The 20,420-nt window shown below is 62.3% G+C and carries 19 protein-coding genes and 1 pseudogene; 6 read left to right on the forward strand and 14 right to left on the reverse strand.

What is annotated here, in order from left to right:
* Positions 1–44: 44 nt before the first annotated feature.
* From HMPREF2808_RS09915 to HMPREF2808_RS09930, 4 genes are all read right to left on the reverse strand, one after another.
* Positions 45–1,751, reverse strand: a complete 1,707-nt coding sequence (locus tag HMPREF2808_RS09915) for a bifunctional uroporphyrinogen-III C-methyltransferase/uroporphyrinogen-III synthase (protein WP_070624569.1) — start codon at positions 1,749–1,751, stop codon at positions 45–47.
* A 178-nt stretch (positions 1,752–1,929) separates the two neighbouring features.
* Positions 1,930–2,820 (reverse strand): hydroxymethylbilane synthase, encoded by an 891-nt coding sequence (gene hemC, locus HMPREF2808_RS09920; RefSeq protein WP_070624570.1) that lies wholly within the window; start codon positions 2,818–2,820, stop codon positions 1,930–1,932.
* Positions 2,821–4,197, reverse strand: coding sequence for a glutamyl-tRNA reductase (locus HMPREF2808_RS09925; RefSeq protein WP_070624571.1), 1,377 nt, complete (start codon positions 4,195–4,197; stop codon positions 2,821–2,823).
* Between the two features lie 103 nt (positions 4,198–4,300).
* Positions 4,301–4,540: a glutaredoxin family protein gene (locus HMPREF2808_RS09930; RefSeq protein ID WP_070533963.1), complete on the reverse strand. Its 240-nt coding sequence runs from the start codon at positions 4,538–4,540 to the stop codon at positions 4,301–4,303.
* 66 nt (positions 4,541–4,606) lie between these two features.
* Here HMPREF2808_RS09930 and HMPREF2808_RS09935 point away from each other — a divergent pair, with 66 nt between their 5' ends.
* Entirely contained in the window at positions 4,607–5,662 is a 1,056-nt protein-coding gene (locus tag HMPREF2808_RS09935; RefSeq protein WP_227485605.1) for an HAD-IB family hydrolase, read from the forward strand.
* Here the strand turns inward: HMPREF2808_RS09935 and HMPREF2808_RS09940 are convergent.
* Positions 5,659–6,237, reverse strand: a complete 579-nt coding sequence (locus HMPREF2808_RS09940) for an LURP-one-related/scramblase family protein (protein ID WP_070624572.1) — start codon at positions 6,235–6,237, stop codon at positions 5,659–5,661. The two genes, HMPREF2808_RS09935 and HMPREF2808_RS09940, sit on opposite strands and share 4 nt — an antisense overlap.
* Positions 6,238–6,433: 196 nt before the next feature.
* Between HMPREF2808_RS09940 and HMPREF2808_RS09945 the strand changes: the two genes are divergently transcribed.
* Both HMPREF2808_RS09945 and HMPREF2808_RS13130 read left to right on the forward strand, forming a co-directional pair.
* Complete coding sequence (locus tag HMPREF2808_RS09945) at positions 6,434–7,669, forward strand: HNH endonuclease signature motif containing protein (protein ID WP_083299142.1); 1,236 nt, start codon at positions 6,434–6,436, stop codon at positions 7,667–7,669.
* A gap of 257 nt (positions 7,670–7,926) precedes the next feature.
* Positions 7,927–8,132, forward strand: a pseudogene (locus HMPREF2808_RS13130) (IS256 family transposase); the annotation flags it as partial.
* 137 nt (positions 8,133–8,269) lie between these two features.
* Here the strand turns inward: HMPREF2808_RS13130 and HMPREF2808_RS13135 are convergent.
* The 5 genes from HMPREF2808_RS13135 to HMPREF2808_RS09965 form a co-directional block, all read right to left on the reverse strand.
* Complete coding sequence (locus HMPREF2808_RS13135; RefSeq protein ID WP_003855542.1) at positions 8,270–8,371, reverse strand: 30S ribosomal protein bS22; 102 nt, start codon at positions 8,369–8,371, stop codon at positions 8,270–8,272.
* Between the two features lie 244 nt (positions 8,372–8,615).
* On the reverse strand, positions 8,616–8,804 hold the full coding sequence (locus tag HMPREF2808_RS09950; RefSeq protein WP_010189818.1) for a helix-turn-helix domain-containing protein: 189 nt from the start codon (positions 8,802–8,804) through the stop codon (positions 8,616–8,618).
* Positions 8,805–9,004: 200 nt separating this feature from the next.
* The gene (gene proC / locus HMPREF2808_RS09955; RefSeq protein ID WP_070596625.1) at positions 9,005–9,796 is read right to left on the reverse strand and encodes a pyrroline-5-carboxylate reductase; all 792 of its coding nucleotides are present in this window, start codon (positions 9,794–9,796) and stop codon (positions 9,005–9,007) included.
* Between the two features lie 202 nt (positions 9,797–9,998).
* Complete coding sequence (locus HMPREF2808_RS09960; protein WP_070563644.1) at positions 9,999–10,847, reverse strand: hypothetical protein; 849 nt, start codon at positions 10,845–10,847, stop codon at positions 9,999–10,001.
* 9 nt (positions 10,848–10,856) lie between these two features.
* Positions 10,857–11,786 carry a Ppx/GppA family phosphatase gene (locus HMPREF2808_RS09965; protein ID WP_083299172.1) on the reverse strand — a complete coding sequence of 310 codons (930 nt, stop codon included), beginning with the start codon at positions 11,784–11,786 and terminating at the stop codon, positions 10,857–10,859.
* Positions 11,787–11,819: 33 nt separating this feature from the next.
* On the opposite strand from HMPREF2808_RS09965, the gene HMPREF2808_RS09970 reads away from it, so the two are divergent.
* A complete protein-coding gene (locus HMPREF2808_RS09970) occupies positions 11,820–12,701 on the forward strand; it encodes a DUF3109 family protein (protein WP_070596624.1) in 882 nt (293 codons plus the stop codon).
* Here the strand turns inward: HMPREF2808_RS09970 and HMPREF2808_RS09975 are convergent.
* The 4 genes from HMPREF2808_RS09975 to mshA all read right to left on the reverse strand — a co-directional run bounded on the left by HMPREF2808_RS09975 (position 12,698) and on the right by mshA (position 16,836).
* Positions 12,698–13,396 (reverse strand): response regulator transcription factor, encoded by a 699-nt coding sequence (locus tag HMPREF2808_RS09975; protein WP_070521121.1) that lies wholly within the window; start codon positions 13,394–13,396, stop codon positions 12,698–12,700. The two genes, HMPREF2808_RS09970 and HMPREF2808_RS09975, sit on opposite strands and share 4 nt — an antisense overlap.
* Positions 13,393–14,658, reverse strand: coding sequence for a sensor histidine kinase (locus HMPREF2808_RS09980; protein ID WP_070563639.1), 1,266 nt, complete (start codon positions 14,656–14,658; stop codon positions 13,393–13,395). Before HMPREF2808_RS09980 ends, HMPREF2808_RS09975 begins: the two co-directional genes overlap by 4 nt.
* 73 nt (positions 14,659–14,731) lie before the next feature.
* On the reverse strand, positions 14,732–15,481 hold the full coding sequence (locus HMPREF2808_RS09985) for a phosphoglyceromutase (protein WP_070563655.1): 750 nt from the start codon (positions 15,479–15,481) through the stop codon (positions 14,732–14,734).
* A gap of 89 nt (positions 15,482–15,570) precedes the next feature.
* The gene (gene mshA, locus HMPREF2808_RS09990; RefSeq protein WP_070563636.1) at positions 15,571–16,836 is read right to left on the reverse strand and encodes a D-inositol-3-phosphate glycosyltransferase; all 1,266 of its coding nucleotides are present in this window, start codon (positions 16,834–16,836) and stop codon (positions 15,571–15,573) included.
* A 76-nt stretch (positions 16,837–16,912) separates the two neighbouring features.
* On the opposite strand from mshA, the gene HMPREF2808_RS09995 reads away from it, so the two are divergent.
* On the forward strand, positions 16,913–18,625 hold the full coding sequence (locus tag HMPREF2808_RS09995) for a long-chain-fatty-acid--CoA ligase (protein ID WP_070596623.1): 1,713 nt from the start codon (positions 16,913–16,915) through the stop codon (positions 18,623–18,625).
* A 179-nt stretch (positions 18,626–18,804) separates the two neighbouring features.
* Positions 18,805–20,420: long-chain-fatty-acid--CoA ligase (locus tag HMPREF2808_RS10000; protein WP_246818567.1), on the forward strand; the 1,616-nt coding region annotated here is incomplete at its 3' end.

The following is a 20,420-nucleotide window of genomic DNA, read 5'->3' on the forward strand; positions in this document are numbered from 1 at the left end:
GAGCTACGAGAAAATCAAAAGTACTTTCTCGACTCTAGTCGCCCCTAATCTGCCTTCCCAGCAGTGGTCGACGCCGACTTCTTGCGCGAGCGGCGCTTCTTGCGCGGAGCAGGCAGGTTGCCGGCGGCGCGGAGGGCGGCGACGTGGTCAGCGAGGGCGTCGACAAGCGTCGGCACATCCGCAACCTCCGGGACCACGTCCACGCGCAGCCCCACCTCCTCGGCCGCCGCCTTGGTGGAGGGGCCGATGCACGCGATGATGGTCCGGGCATGGGGCTTGCCGGCGATGCCGACGAGGTTGCGCACCGTCGACGGCGAGGTAAAGGCCACCGCATCGAAGCCACCGGACTTGATCATGTCGCGGATCTCCGCCGCCGGCGGGGCCGCGCGCACGGTGCGGTAGGCCACCACGTCATCGACTTCCCAGCCCAAGTCCAACAGGCCGTCCACCAGAGTCTCGCCGGCGATATCGGCGCGCGGCAGCAACACGCGGCCCACGGCGTCGATGTCCTCAACGTAGTTGGGGAAGACCTCCACGAGGCCCTCGGCATTCTGCTTCCTCGCCGGCGGCAGAAGCTCCGGGACCATGCCCTTGGCGCGAATCGCATCGGCGGTCTTCTGCCCCACCGCCGCCAGGTGCACACCGGCGAAGTCGCGGGCATCGAGGCCGAGTTCCGCAATCTTCTTCCACACCGCGCTCACCGCATTGACGGAGGTGAACACGACCCACTTGTAGCGGCCTTCGACGATGCCCTTGATGGCGCGATCCATCTGCGCCGGGTTGCGCGGCGGTTCCACGGAGATAGTGGGCACCGACTGCGGAATGGCACCGTGGCCAGCCAGGCGGGCGCTCATCGCCGCGGCCTGCTCCTTCGTGCGCGGCACGAGCACGCGCCAGCCATAGAGCGAACGGTTCTCCCACCAGGAGTACTTCGAGCGATCATCAAAGCTGCGGCCCAGCGTGACGACGAGCTCGCCCGGCAGCTCAGCGTCGAGCTTGCCCAGCGTGCCCAGAGTGGTCTCGTGGGTGCGCTGCAGACGGGTGGTTCCGTGGACGGTGACGTAGGCTTCCGTCTCCGCGGGCATCCCGCGCTCCACCAGCTCGGCGGAAATCACCGGCAGGTCATCTGCCGTGGCCTGCAAAACCAGCGGCTGCGTCGCAGAGGCCAGCGCGTCCCAATCCGCACCTTCGGTGATGTCGGCCTCGGTATAGGTCGCACCGAGAGCAATACCTGCAAAAGACGGAACCGTCGAAGGCAGGGACATGCCCGGGACCACCTGGAATTCCATGCCCGCATTGGCCACGGCGGTGATTTCCGCCTTGATGGACTCGCGGTTGAGCGGGTTTCCGGTGACCAGGCGGATCACGTCGTGGCCCTCTGCGCGCTCGAGTGCTGCACGCAGTTGCTTGACGACGCCCCCCTCGACCTCCTCAAACACCGCCGCCGTCGGCGGGGCTGGGCGTGGCGGCTTGCGGCGCGCGCCCGCTTCCTTTGCGGCGGCGCAGATACGCTCGTACTCTTCCTCGGCGGCGTCGAGAAGCTCCTGCGGAACCGGCACTTGCTGCGCCACCATGTCGCGCACGCCTTGTGAAACGGCGGCGTCGGTCACAACGTTGGCGGTCGTCTCCAGAACCTCGCGGGCGCGAACGGTCAGCAGGTCGGGGTTACCTGGGCCGGCACCGACGAAGACGACTTTGCCCAGATCAGACTTACCCAGCTCAGGCTGGGTATCCGGCACGGCATTGCTCATAAGGTTCTTTTCTAGTTTGTGGATTCCGAGTGCCCCGGCGCCACGCGTGGCGGGCGCGGGAAATGGAGACAAGAAAGCCCCTCACTCGCGAGTTAAGGGGGCCTAAATCATTGCTCTCAATGATTGTGTGCTAGATACACACTAAAGGAAAAGGCCCCAAAGCAAAAATTACGTGCGATTACTCCGCTGCCAGGAGGTCTGCAGCTCCCTGCGCGAAGAGCTCCTTGGAGACCGCGCGCCCCAATTCTTCTGCCTCGCTGGCCTCGCCCTGGGCCTGAGCGATGAGCTGACGAGAACCATCGAGGGCGAAGACTCCGCCGCGCACGACCAGTTGCTCGCCTTCCCAGTGAGAGACCGCGGCAACCGGCGCGGTGCAGCCGGCTTCTAGCCGGGAGAGCACGGTGCGCTCGGCGCGGGTGGCGGCGGTGGCGGGGGCGTCGGCAAGCAGGGCAATGGCCTGTGCAGCCTCCGTTCCCTTCACTGCCTCGATGGCCAGCGCGCCCTGTGCCGGGGCGGGCATGAAAACCTCCGGGTCGAAGACCTCGGTGGCGCGATCGGCATAGCCCGCGCGCACGAGGCCGGCGTAGGCCAGGAGGACGGCGTCGAGCTCGCCACCGGTGACCTTGCCCATGCGGGTATCGATATTGCCTCGAAGTGGGCGAATGTCAAGGTCCGGGCGCAGCGCCCGCAACTGGCTGATGCGGCGCGGCGCGGAGGTACCTACGCGTGCGCCCTCCGGCAGCTCCTTGAGGGTCAGGCCATCGCGGGCGATAAGCGCTTCGCGGATGTCCTGGCGCTGCGGAACCACAAGGTCGAAGCGTTCGTCGGCAGCCGTGGGCAGATCCTTGAAGGAGTGCACCGCGATCTCGCACTCGCCGCGGGCGACGGCCTCACGCAGGGCCTGCGTAAATACGCCCACGCCGATGCGCTCCACGGGCGCCATGTTGACATCCCCCTGCGTGGTGACGATGTGCAACTCTGCCTCATAGCCTGCCTGCTGCAGCCACTCCTGCACGTGCCCCGACTGCGTGGTGGCTAGGAGGGATCCTCGGGTGCCGATCTTCAACATCTATGCGTCCTTTTCTTCCTTAGTGCTTTCCGCGGCTTCCATCTGCGCGGCATCCGGCAGCTCCGCCACGTCAATGGCCACACCGCTGCCCTCCAACTGGAGCCCAAAGAGTTCCTGCAGCGCGGTCTCGTGGCTCACCGTTCCGGAGTTGGCTGCGAGCTTCTTCGCACGAACCGTGGGCTCATGGAGCAGCTTATCCGCAACGCGCTTGAGAGCACGGTTGATGTCTCCCATCTGGCGCTCATCCAGCTCTGGGTGCTTCTGCTCCAGCCGCGCTACCTCGCACTGAACCAGGTTCGCTGCTCGCTTACGCAGCGCCGATACCGCCGGGACGACGTCGCGGACGCGCTGCTCGGAAGCATAGGCTTCCAGCTCTTCATTGACGATGCGCCGCGCCTGCGCGTGGGGGCTGGTGCCGGCGGCAAGATCAGTATCGGCCGCCTGCAAAGAATTACTCAGCCTCTCGATGTTGACGAGGTCGACCCCCTCGACATCTGCCACCGCATCATCGATATCGCGCGGCAAGGAGAGATCCACGAGCATGAGCTCGCGGTCAGCCACGTGATAGCGCTCAACGTCGGCCGCTGAAATGGTGAAATCCTGGGCGCCCGTGGCAGAAATCGCCATGTCCACATCGTGCAAAGCCTGGGCGCGGTGCGCGAACTCGACGACGTCCGCATAGACGCCCGCTTCATGGGCATGTTCCGCCACGCGCTGGGCGCGAGCCAGGGTGCGGTTCGCAATGACCAGGTGTGCTCCCAGGCGCCCCGCGTGGGTTGCCGCCAGCGAGGCCATTGCACCCGCCCCCAAGATCAGCACGCGCTTGCCGTCGAGATCGTTCGTGCCCATGCGGCTCAGGGCCTGATCGAAAGCGAAAGAGACCATGGAGGAGCCCGCCTCATCGATCTCGGTTTCGGAATGCACCCGCTTGCCGGTGCGCAGCGCGCACTGGGCCAGCGCGTGGATGCGCGGCCCGACGGTTCCCTGCTCGACAGCGAACTGATAGGCGGTACGGACTTGGCCGATGATTTGCTGCTCACCTACCACCATCGAGTCCAAGCCCGAGGCCACCATCATGAGGTGCTCAGCGGCGGCGTCGGCATAGCGAACATAAAGGTAGGAGCGCAGTTCCTCCTCCCCCACGCCGGAGACTTCAGCGAGGTTGCGCACGACATCCTGCACGCCTGTGTGGAAGGAATTGGTAACGGTGTAGACCTCCAGGCGGTTGCACGTGGAGATAATCATCGCTTCGCTCAGCGAGCCCGCCGACACCATGGTCCGGCACGTATGGTTCTGCACGGTCTCGTCCATGCTCAGCTTTTCCAGCAGCGCCACCGGCGCCGACTGATGCGACATGCCCACGACGAGCACACTCATGCACTACCCTCCAGTTGTTTATCATCCCTTTGGATGACATAGATCATCCAAAAGACTACTAGCCTTCTGCTTGTTTCCGAAACTCGCGGGAACGCCGAAAAAACTACTGCGCCAGCGCCTGCGCTAGCTCCTCATTGTCCACTTCCCAACAGGAGAATTCCTCCCCATCAATCACTACAACGGGGACGCGATCACCATATTCCATGGCCAGCTCCGCATCCTCATCCACCGTGCGCACGTTAAGCTCCGCACCAGCCTGCTGGACCACCGGAGTAATCTGCTCGAGCACTCGCGCGCAAGAGCCACACGTAGTACGCACCATCAGCTCGACGACGTGGGACATAGAAACTCCTCGATAGGACGTAGAACGGTTTGCGGTTTACTATGGACACGTTAGTCTGCCCGCCCCATGAAAGCTGAACGCGTGCCCCTCCCCCTGCCTCCCGGTATGCCCGATTCTCCCCGCGAGTTCCTTGCCAACTGGACCGCAAGCAGGGGAAACCTACGTAACTTCTTGGAGCAACAGGCCTTTGCCCCGCTGGGTGAGGAGCACCAGCGGGCGGCAGGTGAGGCGTCGGCAGCCGCGGCGGTGGAACACCTCTTTGGCATTGACCTGGATGCGTTTTCCTCTGGCGTGGATTCCGTCCGGGGATCCTTCGAATCGGCGGGTTCACGCTCCATCACTGAGCCCGACCCAGACATCCCCCAGGACGTTGGCGCCGCCGCCTTCTTCGACGTGGATAACACGTTGATCCAAGGCTCCTCGCTCGTAGCTTTCGCGCTGGGGCTTGCGCGCCGCCGCTACTTCAAGCTTTCTGAGATCCTTCCCATCGCGTGGAAGCAGCTCAAATTCCGCGTCTCCGGTTCAGAGAATGCCGCGGACGTAGCCGCCGGGCGCGTGCAGGCGCTCGAGTTCGTCAAGGGCCGCTCGGTGGATGAGATGGTGGCCCTGTGCGAGAGCATCGTGGACCAATCCATGGCACGCAAGGCCTACCCGGGCACAAAACAGCTGGCGCAGATGCACCTCGATGCCGGCCAGCAGGTATGGCTGGTTACCGCAACCCCCGTGCAGCTAGCGCAGATTCTGGCGCAGCGTTTCGGTTTCACGGGCGCGCTCGGCACCGTGGCGGAAGTAAAAGATGGCCGCTTCACCGGCCGCCTCGTGGGCGATATCCTCCACGGCTCGGGCAAAAAGCACGCCGTGGCAGCACTGGCCACCTTGGAGAACCTCGACCTTGAGCGCTGCACCGCCTACTCCGACAGCTCCAACGACGTCCCGATGCTCTCCATGGTGGGAACCCCCGTGGCCATTAACCCGGATTCCAAGCTGCGCGATATCGCCGAGGAAAAAGGCTGGCTCATCCGCGACTACCGCTCCGTGCGCAAGGCCGTGCGCACCTATGGCCTCCCAGCGCTGGCCACCGCGCTCTTTTCCTATGGAAGCTGGCGCATGGTGCGCCGCTAGCTGCTGTTCTGCTGCTTGGTGCGCAGCATATCCATGCACATGACCGCACCGATGAGCCCCGCATGCTGCTGCGGGTCGAGCCCCGGCGCGATGCTGAGTTTGTAGGTATTCTTCCCGGCTAGGAACCGCCCCACGCCTGACCATTCGTTGCGCACTTCCGCTAGGGGCTGTCCCTGGCTGTTGATCTGGATATTCCAATCCCAGACATCGCCTTCAATTTCAATCTCTGGGAAGCCTTCCATCTCCAAGGTCAGGCGCGTCTTTAGCAGGGAGAACTTCTTGGTCACCACTGCCATGGGCTTCTCGACGCCCGGCAAATACACCTCATAGGTATCCCGCACGAAGTTCGGCGGATCCTTGATCACCATGAGCGGTTGCTGCGGATTGCCCTGCTCATCCGTGAAGGCAACCTCGAGGCTGCGGGAGGAATTGAAGAACATGTCCTTCATGCTCGACGACTGCACGATGGTGCCCACGGGCACGCCTTGTTCATCGGCGATCAGGAACTGATCCTGCATGAAGGACTTTGTCTGTGAGATAACCAGGTTGTCAAGGGTCAAGAGTCTAGGCAACATAGTTCGCCATCATACGTACGCAGCGGACTCCTGTGGGGCCGGAAGACAATACTCCCCACCTGATGCAAAGAGGGCGCTTGTATGTCTCAAATACCTCGAGGAAACACCTACATTCCCCAGGCCATAGTAGATGTCCGGGGCGTGTCTTATAGTGCTCATAGAACATACAAGCGATACCATAAACCTAGGGGACACCGTGAACACCGCCACTCAAACCGCCTACTTTTCCCATATGAACCCTGACTGCACCCTCGCCGTGGAGCGCAGCGCCGCCCGCCGCGCGGACTATCGCTCATGGGTAGCCGCCATGCCAGATCTCGATGAGGATTTTGATGTTGCGTGCCAGAGGCTCGTCGCCAAGCTCGGCGTCGGTGACTACACCGTGAGCGAATGCTGCCTGGCCGTGCACCGCCTCACGGAACTACCGCAGGTCAAGGCCCTGCAGGACAGTCAGTTTCTGCTGGACATGAAGGCGCTCATCACCATCGACCGCACCCTGACGAAGCTGGGCAAGCTTCCTCCGGAAACGCTCGCGCTTATCGACGATTCCCTGGTCACCTTCTTCACCCCTACCTCCCCGAATCAAGTCTTCCCTACACCGGCGCAGATTGGGCGTAAGGTGCGCGATACTTGCAAGAGCATCAATAAAGCTTTTACCTTCCGCGATTCGCCGAAGAAGGACTCTTATACTTTTACCGATACTGGCGAGCGCGGCATCCTTGAGCTCAACACGGACAGTGCCACGGGGATGATTCTGGATGGCTACATCAAACAGGCGGCGAAGGAGAACGGGCTCTCGCAGGCCGATGCCCTAAAGAAGCTCATCGCCGGCAGCATCTCTCCACCGGCGACTATCATTCTGCACACCTACCAAGCTAGTGACATCGACAACGCTCCTACCTTTGTCCAAGGGTATGGATGGACATCGCAGGACATGCCCGCCACACGCACGCGCGACCTGTCCTCCCAGCCGCCGGAATCAGCCAGCTACATAGCTTCAGAGCTCATCCGCAAATATGTGGAAGGCCGCGATGGCACCTGCCGCGCTCCGGGCTGCAACCGGCCGGCCTACCTGTGCCAGATGGACCACCGCATCAACTATGCCGACGGCGGCGCCACGCACCCGCGCAACCTGGCCAGCCTGTGCCAACACCATCACAATATGAAGACTGATGGGCGCGCGCACTACATCATGGACCCACACACCGGGGATATGGTGTGGCTCTACGAGGACGGGACGTGGGCCACGACGGAGCCGACCGGCCCGCTGGCAAAGAAAGCGAAGCGGTGGGCGCAGACGGTAGCCCAGAAAATCACGGCCACCCGCGAGCGCGCCCAAGAGGAAGCTGCCCAGCAGGAAGCTAAGGAAGCGCAGGCCGCTGCCAAGGAACCCCACACTCCAAGCGCACCGCAGGAAGACATTCCGTTCTAAGCGGCGTCGTCGTCTGAAACGACGTCGTGCGAGACGACGGAGAGGTCGTCTGAAATGACGGATAGAAGGGGGCTTAAGGGACATTTCGTGTGGATAAATCGATACGGATTCCCGGGGCAGCCTGGGATAATGCAGTGATCTTGATTCTAAATTGGTTCCAACAGCCTGATCGGTGAAATCAACACCGGATAGTCCTAGGTCTGTGGTAGGTAAGCCGCGGCTGGAGCGGTTAGGTCAATTCCTATGGTGACGTCCGCACCGAAGCCCCTGTACATCCACTGGACCTAGCCAGGCATCAAGAGTTTGGACGCAATGGGGAGAAGCGGCATACGCGGCCTAGACGAAAGAAGAGCTCACACGACGCGGCCACCCAGACGGGCGACCTGCCACATTCGACACCCATATCGACAACGAGTGGAACCCCAGCTTAGGCATAAGAAAAGGCTGGGCCGGACGCTCCTAAATCCACACGAAATGTCCCTTAGTGCGACACGCCGCAAATCCACACGAAATGTCCCTTAAGCCTAGAAGGGAGAATAGATAGCAGAAACTCCCCGCCACGATCCCAAAAGGACCATGCGGGGAGTTGCAGGCGAAGCTTTACTTGCCCAGCTTACGACGCTGAACACGGGTGCGGCGCAGCATCTTGCGGTGCTTCTTCTTGGACATGCGCTTGCGGCGCTTCTTGATGACAGAACCCATAGCAGGTTTCCTCACTTTCGGTATCAGTACGTACGTAACCCGGCCGGCAACGCCTGGAACAAAACCACCCACGGTGCACTCGAGGCGGTCCCCGCAAAACAGGGAGACGCAGGCATGCCAGTGCCGAAACGAATGTTCACTATCTTACCTAGCGGCCTGCCCAGCACCAAAACTAAGGGCAGCGCCCACCGCCGTGGACCGCGAGGGGTCCGCAGTGGTGGGCGCTGCCAGAAAGAGGTGAACGCTAGGCTCCGTATACGGAAGCCTCAAGGTATTCCTTGACGGCGGATTCGTGAACGCGGAACGAGCGTCCCACGCGCACGGCCGGCATGTCACCTGCATGAACCAACCTGTAGACCGTCATCTTGGAGACACGCATGATCTCCGCAACTTCGGCGATGGTCAGGAAAGTTCCCTTATCTTCATTCGTCATAGTTTATTTAACCCTTCAGCACGTGACGCGCTGTAGGCTTCCCCTCCCACAGGACTATCACGCACGCGCTCCTGCCAGCTTAGCGTGAAACCTGTGACTAATGCGACCCAAGAGCTAATTTTTTCCTCTTTCGCACCGCTGCTGCCCTTGAAGCCCGTGTGGTAACACGTGCCACAGGGCTCCCAGGGCGACGGGAAGTTTTAGGCAAGTTCCTGCGCACGCTGGGTGCAGGCTTCGGCGGCTCGGAAGAACGCACCCCGCAGGCCAGACTCCTCGAGCTCGCGAAGAGCGGCGGCAGTGGTTCCCCCCGGGGAGGTCACCCCTGCGCGCAAAGCAACCGGATCCTTGCCGGATTCAGCCAGCATCGTTCCGGCGCCTTGTGCGGTGCGGGTGGCTAGCTTCTCGGCAACATCGCGGGTGAGGCCGAGCTGCACGCCGGCGTCGATCAGCGCCTCCGTGACTAGGAAGTAGTAGGCGGGTGCGGAGCCGGCCAGAGCGGTAGCAGCATCAATGTGTTTTTCCTCAATGACGGCAACCTCGCCGACAGCCTCCAGGAGCTTGACCACGCCGTCGAGCTGTTCCTCCGTCACGTGGGTGCCGCCCGCGCAGGTGCACATACCCTTGCCCACCAACATGGGGGTGTTCGGCATGACGCGGACGACCGGCACGCCCTCCCCAGCGGCCTTCTCCAGGGTCTCGAGAGTTAAGCCGGCTGCCATGGACACAACCACGGCCGTCTGTGGGATGTCGAGCCCCTCAAGAAGCTCCACGATGGCATAAGGCTTCACGCAGGCGAAGATGTAGTCGGCGCCGTCGACAGCCGCGGCGTTATCGCTCGTGACGCTGACGCCGTAGGCGCTCTTCAGCTCCTCGCCGCGCTCAGTGCGGCGGTTGGTCACCACGACGTCCGCGGCATCATAGCCCGCATGCACCAGCCCAGAAACGAGGGCTTCGCCGATTTGTCCTCCACCAAGTACTGCAATTTTTGTCATGCTTTCCAGGGTGCCAGAAAGGCCAGGACGCGGCCACCAATCAACAGGGCTGCTCGCACGCTACCCTTACACATGCAAAAGGCATCTGCCAGAAGGCGTTTTCTGCCCTGAATATGCCATTTACAGAAGGATAGATGGCGTTCTCAGGGGCAAAAGTACCTTCTGGCAGATGCCTTTGAGAAGATGCCCTTTGGGCCGGTGCCTACATCACCACGAGCAGCGGGCCAAAGGTCAGCACGAGACCGGCCACGGCTGCGAGGAACATGGACAAACCATCGCGGCTCGTGCGGAGTGCGTGGACGATTCCGACGATGACGCCGGTGACAACAACGCCGAGTACCACGACGACCAAGCGGTCAAAGCGGTCCCAGAGAATCTCAAAGCCCTTGAACACGATGGCACCGAGCACGATGCCCACGAGGGCGAGCAGGACGACGGCGAAGGGGTTGAGCTTGCCCTCGTCCTCCTCGTCATAGTCCTCGTCGTACTCTTCAACATCATGGTCGACTGCCTCGAGTTCACCCGTGGTAAAGGTGTCATCCTCGGCCTTGTCTTCGACTTTGTCGTTGGCCTTTGGCTCAACTTTTTCCTCGGTCTTCAGCTCAGCCTTGGACTCGACCTTTGACTGGGCCTTGTCTTCAGCCTTCTTGGGCTCGTCCTTGACCTTCTGGATTACGCGCGTGTCCTCGTCAGAGGGCTGGGAAGGCTTGGACTCAGATTCGGTTGGCTTCTCCGCAGGGGCGGCGGAGTGAGACTTATCAGCGTCCTTCTGCGGGGCCTCCTGCTGAGGTGTCTCTTGCTGAGGCTTCTCCTTCTTCTCCTTCTTCGGCGCAGGAATAACCGGGGCCGGCTCATCGATGGAGACACTCGAGTGCTTAGCCTCTGCCGGAGTTGCCTTGACCTTTTCGAGATTGCCGGTCAGCTCCGCAACCGAGATGCCGCCTTCGTCAAGGCTCCGGCGATGGCGGCGCGAGCTCTTCTCCTCGCCGGATCGGTCCTTCGCGTTACGGGCCAGCAGCTCCGCAACTGTCAACTGTTTCTTGTCAGCCACGTTTCTTTCCTATTCCAGTCCCTTATCGGTACGGCGCAAAATGACACCTTCTCGGAGAGCCCAGGGGCAGATCTCCAGCTTTTCGATTCCCAGGGCACGCATGCTCGCCTCCGCCACTAAAGCGCCGGCGACGATCTGATGCGATCGGGTAGAACTTACACCCTCAAGGTCCGCCCTGTCAGCTGCAGTCATACGGGAAATGAAGGAAATCAGCTGACGCAGGCCCGGCGCAGTGAGCGTGCGCTTCACATAGGGGCCCGCCGAGGACGGCGCAGCACCTGTCAATCGGGCCAGCGTGCGGAAGGTTTTCGAGGTACCCACGGCCAACCCGGCAGGGCCCAGCGCGCGCATTTTATCGGCGACGCCGGCCAGTTCCGCATCGATATAATCCCGCAGCAGGTTCACCTTGGATTTTTCCGGCGGGTCGGTATCGAACCAGTTGTGAGTCAGACGGCCTGCTCCCAAATCGAGGGAGAAAGCCATTTCCGGATGCTCGTCGGTACCGGTGGACAGCTCCAGCGAGCCACCACCGATGTCGAGGTTGGTAATGCGGCCAGCGGACCAGCCATACCAACGGCGGGCGGCCAGGAAGGTCAACCGAGCTTCCTCCTCGCCCGACAAGATCTCGAGGCGGACGCCGGTTTGTTTCTCAACTTCATCGAGAACCTTGGCCGAGTTAGTGGCCGAGCGCACGGCAGAAGTAGCAAAGGCAATGAACTCGTCACAGCCCAGCTTGTCGCCCAACTCAGCGGCTTCCCCCACGGCGGAGATGAGCTTCTTCATGCCCTTCTCATGGATGTTGCCGTCTTTGTCTAGCTGTTCCACCAGACGCAGCGGGGTCTTCCAATCGCTCATCGGCGAAGGCCGCCCACCGGTTGCGGCATCGACCGCAACGAGGTGGACGGTATTACTTCCGACGTCTAATACACCTAATCGCACGCCTCTACAGTAGTAGGTCTACCGTGGGTAGGTGTGAATCGCCCGAAATCAAAAGAAGTTTACCTGGGTTTTCCGGCCTCCTCCCCCGCGGCGGCTTCCATTATCGCCGGCCGCGAAAAGGCCCCCGACTTCCCCAGAGAGTGGTTCGAATTTACGGATCCGCACGATCCACTCCACGTCTTTTCCATCGACCTGACTTGGCTCGAATCGCACTATGCCTGCCAGTTTGGGACGGAGAGGTGCCACGGCATCGATAAGCAACAGCCCGACGTCGGCTGCTGCGTGCACGGCGCATACATGGCCGATGAGACGGATCGGGAGCAGCTTCGCGACGCCGTCGCCCGCATGCCCGCACGTTTCTGGCAGCACCGCCCAGAGGGGGTAGATGGGTTCCTGAAGCACGGTGAACCCGAAGAACTGGAACCGTGGCTGGAGTGGGATGAGCTCGACGGCGATGATGGCGAGCCGGAACCGGCGCTGAAGACGCCGCTTGTCGACGGCGCCTGTATCTTCGCCAACCGCGCCGGCTGGCCCACGGGCGCGGGCTGCGCTATCCATCAGTGGGCGCTCGACGCGGGGGAAGAGCTCACCGTGGTCAAGCCCGAAGTGTGCTGGCAGCTGCCGATTCGCCGGCACGAAGACTATGAGGAGCGCCCCGACGGGGAGGAAATACTGCGCACCACCATCGGTGAGTACGACCGCCGCGGGTGGGGCAACGGCGGCGAGGACTTCGATTGGTATTGCTCGGCCGATCCCTCCTGCCACACCGCGGAAGAACCGCTGTGGAAGTCGCAGAAGACCGAGCTGATCGCGCTACTCGGCGAGGAGTGCTACGAAATCCTGGCCAAGCACTGCGAGGCCCGGGCGCGCTCCGGAGTCGAGTTCCCGCGGCACCCAGCGGACCCTGGCGCTTAAGCCTCAAACTTGTATCCCAGGCCGCGCACCGTCACGAGCTGCTGCGGGTGGGAAGGCTCAGCCTCGATCTTGGAGCGGAGGCGCTTGACGTGGACGTCGAGAGTCTTTGTGTCACCCACGTAGTCCGCGCCCCAAATACGGTCGATGAGCTGACCGCGGGTCAGCACGCGCCCAGAATTGCGCAGCAGGTACTCGAGGAGATCAAATTCCTTGAGCGGCATGGACACCGGCTCGCCGGCGACAAGCACGGTGTGGCGCTCCACGTCCATGCGCACGCGGCCGCCTTCCAGAATCTGCTCGTCGGGCTCCTCCTCACCGTGATCGGAAGAGGCATCGTTGCCGCGGCGCAGCACCGCGCGGATGCGGGCGATGAGTTCGCGAGAGGAATAGGGCTTGGTCACGTAATCATCTGCGCCCAGCTCGAGCCCCACGACCTTGTCAATTTCAGAGTCGCGCGCGGTCACCATGATCACCGGCACAGAGGATGTCGCGCGCAGTTGCTTGCACACGTCCGTTCCGGACATGCCTGGCAGCATGAGGTCCAGCAAGACGATGTCCACGTGGTTCGCTGCGAACTGTTCTAGCGCACTGGGCCCGTCCGGGGCGAGGAGAACGTCGAATCCCTCCTTTCGGAGGAGGAAGGCGAGGGGATCGGCCAGCGACTCTTCATCTTCAACGATGAGGATGGTGGTCATTGCGCTTTATCCTTTCGACGAGCGGCTACGCGCGCCACGGCGCGCTGTAAACCAGGGGCGGCGGAGCTGACGGCCCCGTCTTCTATATTATCCCGATGAATAAGATTATCTGCTGGCTTTTCTTCCGCGTAGATAGGGAGCTCGATTGTGAACGTCGAGCCAGTTCCGGGGCGTGACCACAGTTTGATATTGCCGCCGTGATTAGCCACGACGTGCTTCACAATGGCCAGACCAAGGCCGGTTCCACCGGTCTGCCGGGACCGCGCCTTATCCACGCGGAAGAAGCGCTCAAAGACCCGCTTCTGGTCTTCCGGGGCAATGCCGATGCCACGGTCGGTGACGCGGATGTGGACGACCTTTCCGCCGACGACCTTCTGCGTGACCGACACCGGCATCTCATCCGGCGAATAGTGGATGGCATTTGAGATGAGGTTGGAGATCGCCGTGACCAAGAGGGACTTGTCCCCCATGACCTGGACCCCCTCCGAATCACCGCGGGTGAGCTGATTGTGGTGGGAATCGGCGGCAAGCTGGTTGCGGGTAATGGCCTCATCGATGATCTCATCGAGATCGAGCGGCTCCATTTCCGGGAGCGCCTCCGCGCCCTGCAGTTTAGACAAGGAGATGAGCTCGCTGACCATGTCGGCCATACGCGCCGCCTCCTTCTGCACCTTGCTGCCGAAATACTCGACGTGCTCGGGATTCCCGGTGTCCTCAAGGAGGGCCTCAGCCAGCAGCGCGATGCCACCCACCGGGGTTTTCAACTCGTGGGAGACGTTGGCCACGAAGTCACGGCGAGCGGATTCCATGCGCACCGACTCGGACTCATCGGTGCCGTAGACGATGACAAAGCGATCGTCGTTCAGCGTCAGCGGCTGGACCACCGCACGCACCTGAATCACGCGATTTCCGGTGCGGCGCTTCGGGATAGATAGGTCCAGCGTTCGGGTCTCTTTATCCTCGAAAACCTCCTGCGCAACTTTCCACAGATCGGGGTTCACCGCCCGGTCGTGCACCATCGACATCTCATGGGAGGCAGGGTTAGAAAAGATGATCTCTTTGGACCGCGAGAGCACGGCCATCCCGGCTGGAGAGCCGGACACGGCGAGGTGCAAGACCTGGCTAACGCTGGTGACCTGGTTCGCATCCGCATCACGGACGCGGCGGCGCACTAGGCGCTCGCGGACCCGGGCGATCACCGGTATGGCCAGGCCGCAGGCCACCACGCCGGCCAGGAAAGCTAGTACCAGTTCCACAATCATTCACGCCCCTACAAAGAATCCCCAAGGAGTATAGGCTCCTTGGGGATCGTGCGCAGCACGTAGCGGTTTTCGGCTACTTCTTGCCACCCTGCGCGGCCACGGCGGCTGCACCAGCAGCGGCAGCCTCCGGATCCAGGTAGGTGCCACCCGGGTTCACCACGGAACCGTCTTCGGCGATCTCGTAGACCAGCGGGATGCCCGTCGGGATATTGAGGCCGGCGATCTCCTCATCGGAGATCTGATCCAGGTGCTTGACCAGCGCGCGCAGGGAGTTGCCATGTGCGGCGATGAGAACGGTCTCACCCTTCTTGGCGCGCGGGAGGATCTCCTCTTCGAAGTAAGGAACGAAGCGCTCGACGACATCCTTCAGGCACTCCGTACGCGGAACCTGATCCAGGTTGGCGTAGCGCGGGTCACCGGCCTGGGAGTACTCGGCGCCGTCCTCCAGCTCCGGCGGCGGGGTGCCGTAGGAGCGGCGCCATGCCATGAACTGTTCCTCGCCGTACTTGTCCTTGGTCTCGGCCTTGTTGAGGCCCTGCAGTGCGCCGTAGTGGCGCTCGTTCAGGCGCCAATCGCGCACGACCGGAATCCAGTGGCGGTCTGCGGCATTAAGCGCAATGTTGGCCGTGCGGATGGCGCGGCGCAGGAGGGAGGTGTAGACAACGTTCGGCAAGATGCCCTGTTCCTTGAGCAGCTCGCCGCCACGCTTGGCCTCACCCTCACCCTTGGCGGTGAGGTTGACATCAACCCAACCGGTGAACTGGTTGGACTCGTTCCATTCGGACTGTCCGTGTCGAAGTAGAATCAGCTTTCCGTTACTCATAAACACCAGCATGCCACGTTTTTCGGCCGCTTGCCTGTGAACCCGGGCACATCACCCCTAACTGTGGGTTTATGCCCGCTTATGTGGGATTAGTATCCGATTGCCCGGCGCGCGTGGCAGTCCGGAATCTCAATACTCATCGCGTCGGCGTAGATGTTCTCCAACTGGCCGGCAGCCGCCGCCCAACTAAACTGCTGGGCGTGATCGACGGCGGCTTCACCCATGGCGATGCGGCGGGGGTCGTCGTCAAGCAACTGCTCCAGCGCATCCGCCCAATCTTGCGCCGAATGCGTGTGGACAAGCAGGCCAGTATCACCGTCCGCAACCGCGATGGGCAAGCCGCCGACAGCCGCCGCCACGACGGGCGTTCCGGAAGCCTGAGCCTCCATGGCCACCAGCCCAAAGGACTCGTTATAACTGGGGACCGCGACAATATCCGCGGCCTGATAGATGGCTACGAGCTCCTGTGGCGGGCGCGGGCTGAGGAAGCGCACGACGCGCTCCACCCCCAGCTCGCGGGCGAGGTTGTGGTAGGTATCCGGCGAGGAATTCGCCCCCGAAGCACCACCGCAGATGACGACGCGCAGGCGGCGATCCGGATCGCGCTCCATCAGCTCCGCCGTTGCGCGAATGAGCACGTCAGGGCCCTTGAATTTTTGCAGGCGGCCCACAAACGCCACCACCTTGGTGTGCAGCGGGATGCCCAGCTGGCGGCGCGCACGCTCCGTCATGCGGTCGGTGCCCGGGGTATAGAGTTCCGTGTCCGCACCCGGGGAGACCACAACGATATTGTCCGGCGATGCATCATAGTGCTCGATCAGATCGCGAGTCTCCTGGGCTGTATTAACCACCAGGATGTCAGCGTTATCCACCAGCTGCTGTTCACAGATGCGGCGCGCCTCAGTTTCTGGGGTGTCATCGAGAGTGCGGTGCACGTTCTTCACCGCGGCCAGCGTGTGTGCGGTGTGGACGAGGGGGATGTCCCACAGATCGCGCAATAACCAGCCCACCTGACCGGAGAGCCAATAGTGAGAGTGGATGACGTCATAGTCCACCTCAAAGCAGCGCGCGAAGTTATAAATCCCGCCCGTAAACGCAGCCAACTGGGTGGGCAGCTCTTCCTTGCTCAAGCCCTCATAGGGCCCCGCCACAATGTTGATGACGCGCAGGCGCTCCTCGACGCCCACCACCTCACCCTGGCTGGGGCGCGTGGCGCGGGTGAAAATATCGACCTCCACGCCGCGACGTGCGAGCTGGCGAGCAGTGTTGAGAACGTAGACGTTCATGCCACCCGCATCCCCGGAACCGGGCTGCTCAAGGGGCGAGGTATGCATGGAAATCATCGCGATGCGCATAATTTCCCAGTGTATCCCGAAACGACCCGCGTTATACTGGCCCGTACCTTAACCTACGCGACCGAAAGGTGAATCGATGTCGGCATACGAGTCCAATGCGTGGCTCCAGTACTACCCAGAGTGGACACCGCACAGCCTGGAATACGGGGACACCACGCTTCTCGACGTTTACGACAACAACCTCGCGCTCCACCCCGACAAGCCGGCAACCTACTTCTTCGGCCGCACGCAAACCTACGCCGAGCTGGATAAGCAGGTCCGCCGCGCCGCCGCCGGCCTGCGCGCCTTCGGGGTGCGCCCGGGGGACCGCGTGGCCATCGTCGCCCCCAACTGCCCGCAGTTCATCGCCTCCTTCTGGGCCGTGCTCAAGCTGGGCGCCATCGCGGTTTTGCACAACCCTCTCTACACTGCCCACGAGCTGGAGGGCTTGTTCCAGAACCACGGCGCGCGCATCGCTATTTCCTGGGATAAGACGGCCTCCACCTTGGAGAAGCTGCGCCCGACGACCTCCCTGGAGACCGTCGTCTCCATCAATATGATCAACGCGATGCCGACACCTCAGCGCCTGGCCCTGCGCCTGCCTATCCCGCCGCTGAAGTCCAAGCGCGATCAGCTCACCGCCCCGGCACCGAACACGGTGCCGTGGGAGTCCCTCGTGGGCAACGCCATTGGCGGCGATGGTTCTGACGTCCTCACCCCGGAGGCAGTCACCAAGGACACCACCGCGCTCATCCTCTATACCTCCGGCACCACCGGTAGCCCCAAGGGCGCGGAGCTGACCCACGGCAACCTTTTCTCCAACCTGCTCATGGGCAAGCACTGGGTCCCGGGCCTGGGCGATTCTCCGGAGCGCATGCTCGCAGCCTTGCCTTTCTTCCACGCCTACGGCCTGACCATGAACGCCACCTTGGCACCGCTCATCGCCAGCGAGCTGGTTCTGCTGCCGAGCCCGCAGATGCCGCTCATCATGGACCTGATGAAGAAGCACACCCCGACCTGGGTGCCGGGCGTGCCAACCCTGTACGAGCGCATCGTGGCGAAGGCGGAAGAAGATGACGTCTCCCTGGACGGCGTGCGCGCGGCCTTCTCCGGAGCGTCGACCCTGCCTGTCAATACCGTGGAGAAGTGGGAGAAGTACACCGGCGGCATGCTCGTGGAGGGCTATGGCCTGACGGAGTGTTCGCCCATCATCGTGGGTAACCCGATGAGTGATGCCCGCCGCCCCGGCTACGTGGGTATCCCCTTCCCGGATACCGAGATTCGCATTGCCAACCCGGACAACCTTGATGAGACCATGCCGGATGGCGAAGAAGGTGAGGTGCTGGCCCGCGGCCCGCAGATCTTTAAGGGCTACTTCGGCGATGAGGAAGCCACAGAGAAGGCCTTCCACAATGGTTGGTTCCGCACGGGCGATATGGGTGTGATGGAGGAAGACGGCTTTATCCGCCTGGTCAGCCGCATCAAGGAGATCATCATCACCGGCGGATTCAACGTCTACCCCGGTGAGGTTGAGGAAACCCTGCTGGATCACCCAGATGTGGCGGAGGCCGCCGTGGTGGGCCGCCCGCGTTCGGACGGTTCGGAGGACGTCGTGGCCTGCATCGTGCTTAACGACGGCGCCGCGCTCGACCCCGAAGGCCTCAAGGACTACTGCCGCGAGCGCCTGACCCGCTACAAGGTGCCGCGCACCTTCTACCACTTCGAAAAGCTGGCCACCGACCAGCTGGGCAAGATTCGCCGCCGCGAGGTTCAGGCGGATCTGCTCGAGCGCCTCAAAGCGGAGAAGTAGCACTCCATAGCCCCGGAACCGATCCCTGCGCGATAAACGCACATCACCGGGGCTATTGATTTATCCCGAAAAGATTTCGTTACTGCAAGCAACTTTGCAAAGATTTGCGAGACTCCCGTCACAAATTAGTTATACTGTTTCACACATAACAAGTTTGACCACCTAAGGAGTTCGCGAACATGACCGAAGCCCCCGCTCAGGCCTCTTCCGCCTTTGAGACGAAAGCCTGGCTCCAGTACTACCCTGAGTGGACTAAACCTAATCTGGACTACGGCACCGAAACGCTTTTGGACTCCTACCGAGAGACCGTGGAGGAATTCGGCGACAGGCCGGCGACGTGGTTCTTCGGTCACCAGATGACCTACCGCGAACTCGATACCCACGTGCGCGCCGCCGCGGCGGGCCTCAAGGCCTTCGGCATCCGTCCCGGTGATCGCGTCGCCGTGGCACTGCCCAACTGCCCCCAACACGTGGCGGTGTTCTACGCCATCCTGAAACTGGGGGCGACCGTCGTGGAGCACAACCCGCTCTACACCACGGCTGAGCTCGAGCCCCTCTTCCAGGATCACGCCGCCCGCGTGGCCGTGGTCTGGGATAAGGCGAGCCCCACCTTTGAGAAGCTGCGTGATTCCACACCGCTCGAAACGATTGTTACGGTCAACATGATCGAGGCCATGCCGCGCCGCAAGCAGCTGCTGTTGCGCTTGCCGCTTCCCTTCATCAAGGACAAGCGCGCGGAGCTCTCAGTTGCCGCTCCCAATACCGTGCCGTGGAACGTGCTCACGGGGCGCGCCATCGGCGGGCAGGGCTACAAGCTGGAGGATGCGAAGGTCGATCTCAATGACACCGCACTCATTCTCTACACATCCGGAACCACCGGCAGGCCCAAAGGCGCGGAGCTGACCCACTCCAACCTGTATTGCAACATGAAGATGGCGGAAGCATGGGTCCCCGAATTGGGCAACAAGGCCGAGCGCATGCTCGCCGCCCTCCCCCTCTTCCATGTCTACGGCCTCACCCTTATCGCCGCCCTCGGCGTGCACATCGGCGGTGAGCTCGTCCTCACCCCAGCTCCCAAGGTGCCGCTTCTTCTCGAGATCATGAAGAAGCGCCGCCCTACTTGGATGCCGGGCGTGCCCACGATCTACGCCAAGGTCATGGAAGCGGCCCAGGAACGGGGCATCGATCTGCACGGCATCGAGAACAGCCTTTCGGGCGCAGCGGCGCTACCGGCGGAGATCGTTGAGGAATGGGAAACGGTCACCGGCGGCCTGCTCGTAGAAGGCTACGGGCTCACGGAAACCTCGCCGATCGTGGCCGCGAACCCGCTCAACAAGAACCGCCGCCCCGGCTACATCGGCATCCCCTTCCCGGATACCGAGGTGCGCATCGGCAACCCAGACAACCTCAGCGAGACCCAGCCGGATGGCACCGCGGGCGAGCTCCTCGTGCGCGGACCGCAGGTATTCAAGGGCTATTTCAACATGCCGGAAGCCACCGAGCAGGCTTTCCACGACGGCTGGTACTGCACGGGCGACATGGCGGTTATGGAGTCCGATGGCTTCATCAAGATCGTCTCCCGCATCAAGGAAATGATCATTACCGGCGGCTTCAACATTTACCCGGCCGAGGTGGAAGACGTGATCCGCCAGCACCCAGACGTCACCAACGTGGCTGTCGTTGGCCGTCCGCGTGCGGATGGATCCGAGGACGTCGTGGCCTGCATCATCCTGGAGGACGGCGCGGTGCTCGACCCGGAGGGTCTCAAGGACTACTGCCGCGAGCGCCTGACCCG

It is taken from the genome of Corynebacterium sp. HMSC078A10 (assembly GCF_001811565.1).
Lineage (GTDB): Bacteria > Actinomycetota > Actinomycetes > Mycobacteriales > Mycobacteriaceae > Corynebacterium > Corynebacterium hesseae.

Bases quoted from the DNA above. Each gene is read 5' to 3' on its own strand.
- HMPREF2808_RS09915 (WP_070624569.1), bottom strand. From the start codon at position 1,751: ATGAGCAATGCCGTGCCGGATACCCAGCCTGAGCTGGGTAAGTCTGAT.
- hemC (WP_070624570.1), bottom strand. From the start codon at position 2,820: ATGTTGAAGATCGGCACCCGAGGATCCCTCCTAGCCACCACGCAGTCG.
- HMPREF2808_RS09925 (WP_070624571.1), bottom strand. From the start codon at position 4,197: ATGAGTGTGCTCGTCGTGGGCATGTCGCATCAGTCGGCGCCGGTGGCG.
- HMPREF2808_RS09930 (WP_070533963.1), bottom strand. From the start codon at position 4,540: ATGTCCCACGTCGTCGAGCTGATGGTGCGTACTACGTGTGGCTCTTGC.
- HMPREF2808_RS09935 (WP_227485605.1), top strand. From the start codon at position 4,607: ATGAAAGCTGAACGCGTGCCCCTCCCCCTGCCTCCCGGTATGCCCGAT.
- HMPREF2808_RS09940 (WP_070624572.1), bottom strand. From the start codon at position 6,237: ATGTTGCCTAGACTCTTGACCCTTGACAACCTGGTTATCTCACAGACA.
- HMPREF2808_RS13135 (WP_003855542.1), bottom strand. From the start codon at position 8,371: ATGGGTTCTGTCATCAAGAAGCGCCGCAAGCGCATGTCCAAGAAGAAG.
- HMPREF2808_RS09950 (WP_010189818.1), bottom strand. From the start codon at position 8,804: ATGACGAATGAAGATAAGGGAACTTTCCTGACCATCGCCGAAGTTGCG.
- proC (WP_070596625.1), bottom strand. From the start codon at position 9,796: ATGACAAAAATTGCAGTACTTGGTGGAGGACAAATCGGCGAAGCCCTC.
- HMPREF2808_RS09975 (WP_070521121.1), bottom strand. From the start codon at position 13,396: ATGACCACCATCCTCATCGTTGAAGATGAAGAGTCGCTGGCCGATCCC.
- HMPREF2808_RS09980 (WP_070563639.1), bottom strand. From the start codon at position 14,658: ATGATTGTGGAACTGGTACTAGCTTTCCTGGCCGGCGTGGTGGCCTGC.
- HMPREF2808_RS09985 (WP_070563655.1), bottom strand. From the start codon at position 15,481: ATGAGTAACGGAAAGCTGATTCTACTTCGACACGGACAGTCCGAATGG.
- mshA (WP_070563636.1), bottom strand. From the start codon at position 16,836: ATGCGCATCGCGATGATTTCCATGCATACCTCGCCCCTTGAGCAGCCC.
- HMPREF2808_RS09995 (WP_070596623.1), top strand. From the start codon at position 16,913: ATGTCGGCATACGAGTCCAATGCGTGGCTCCAGTACTACCCAGAGTGG.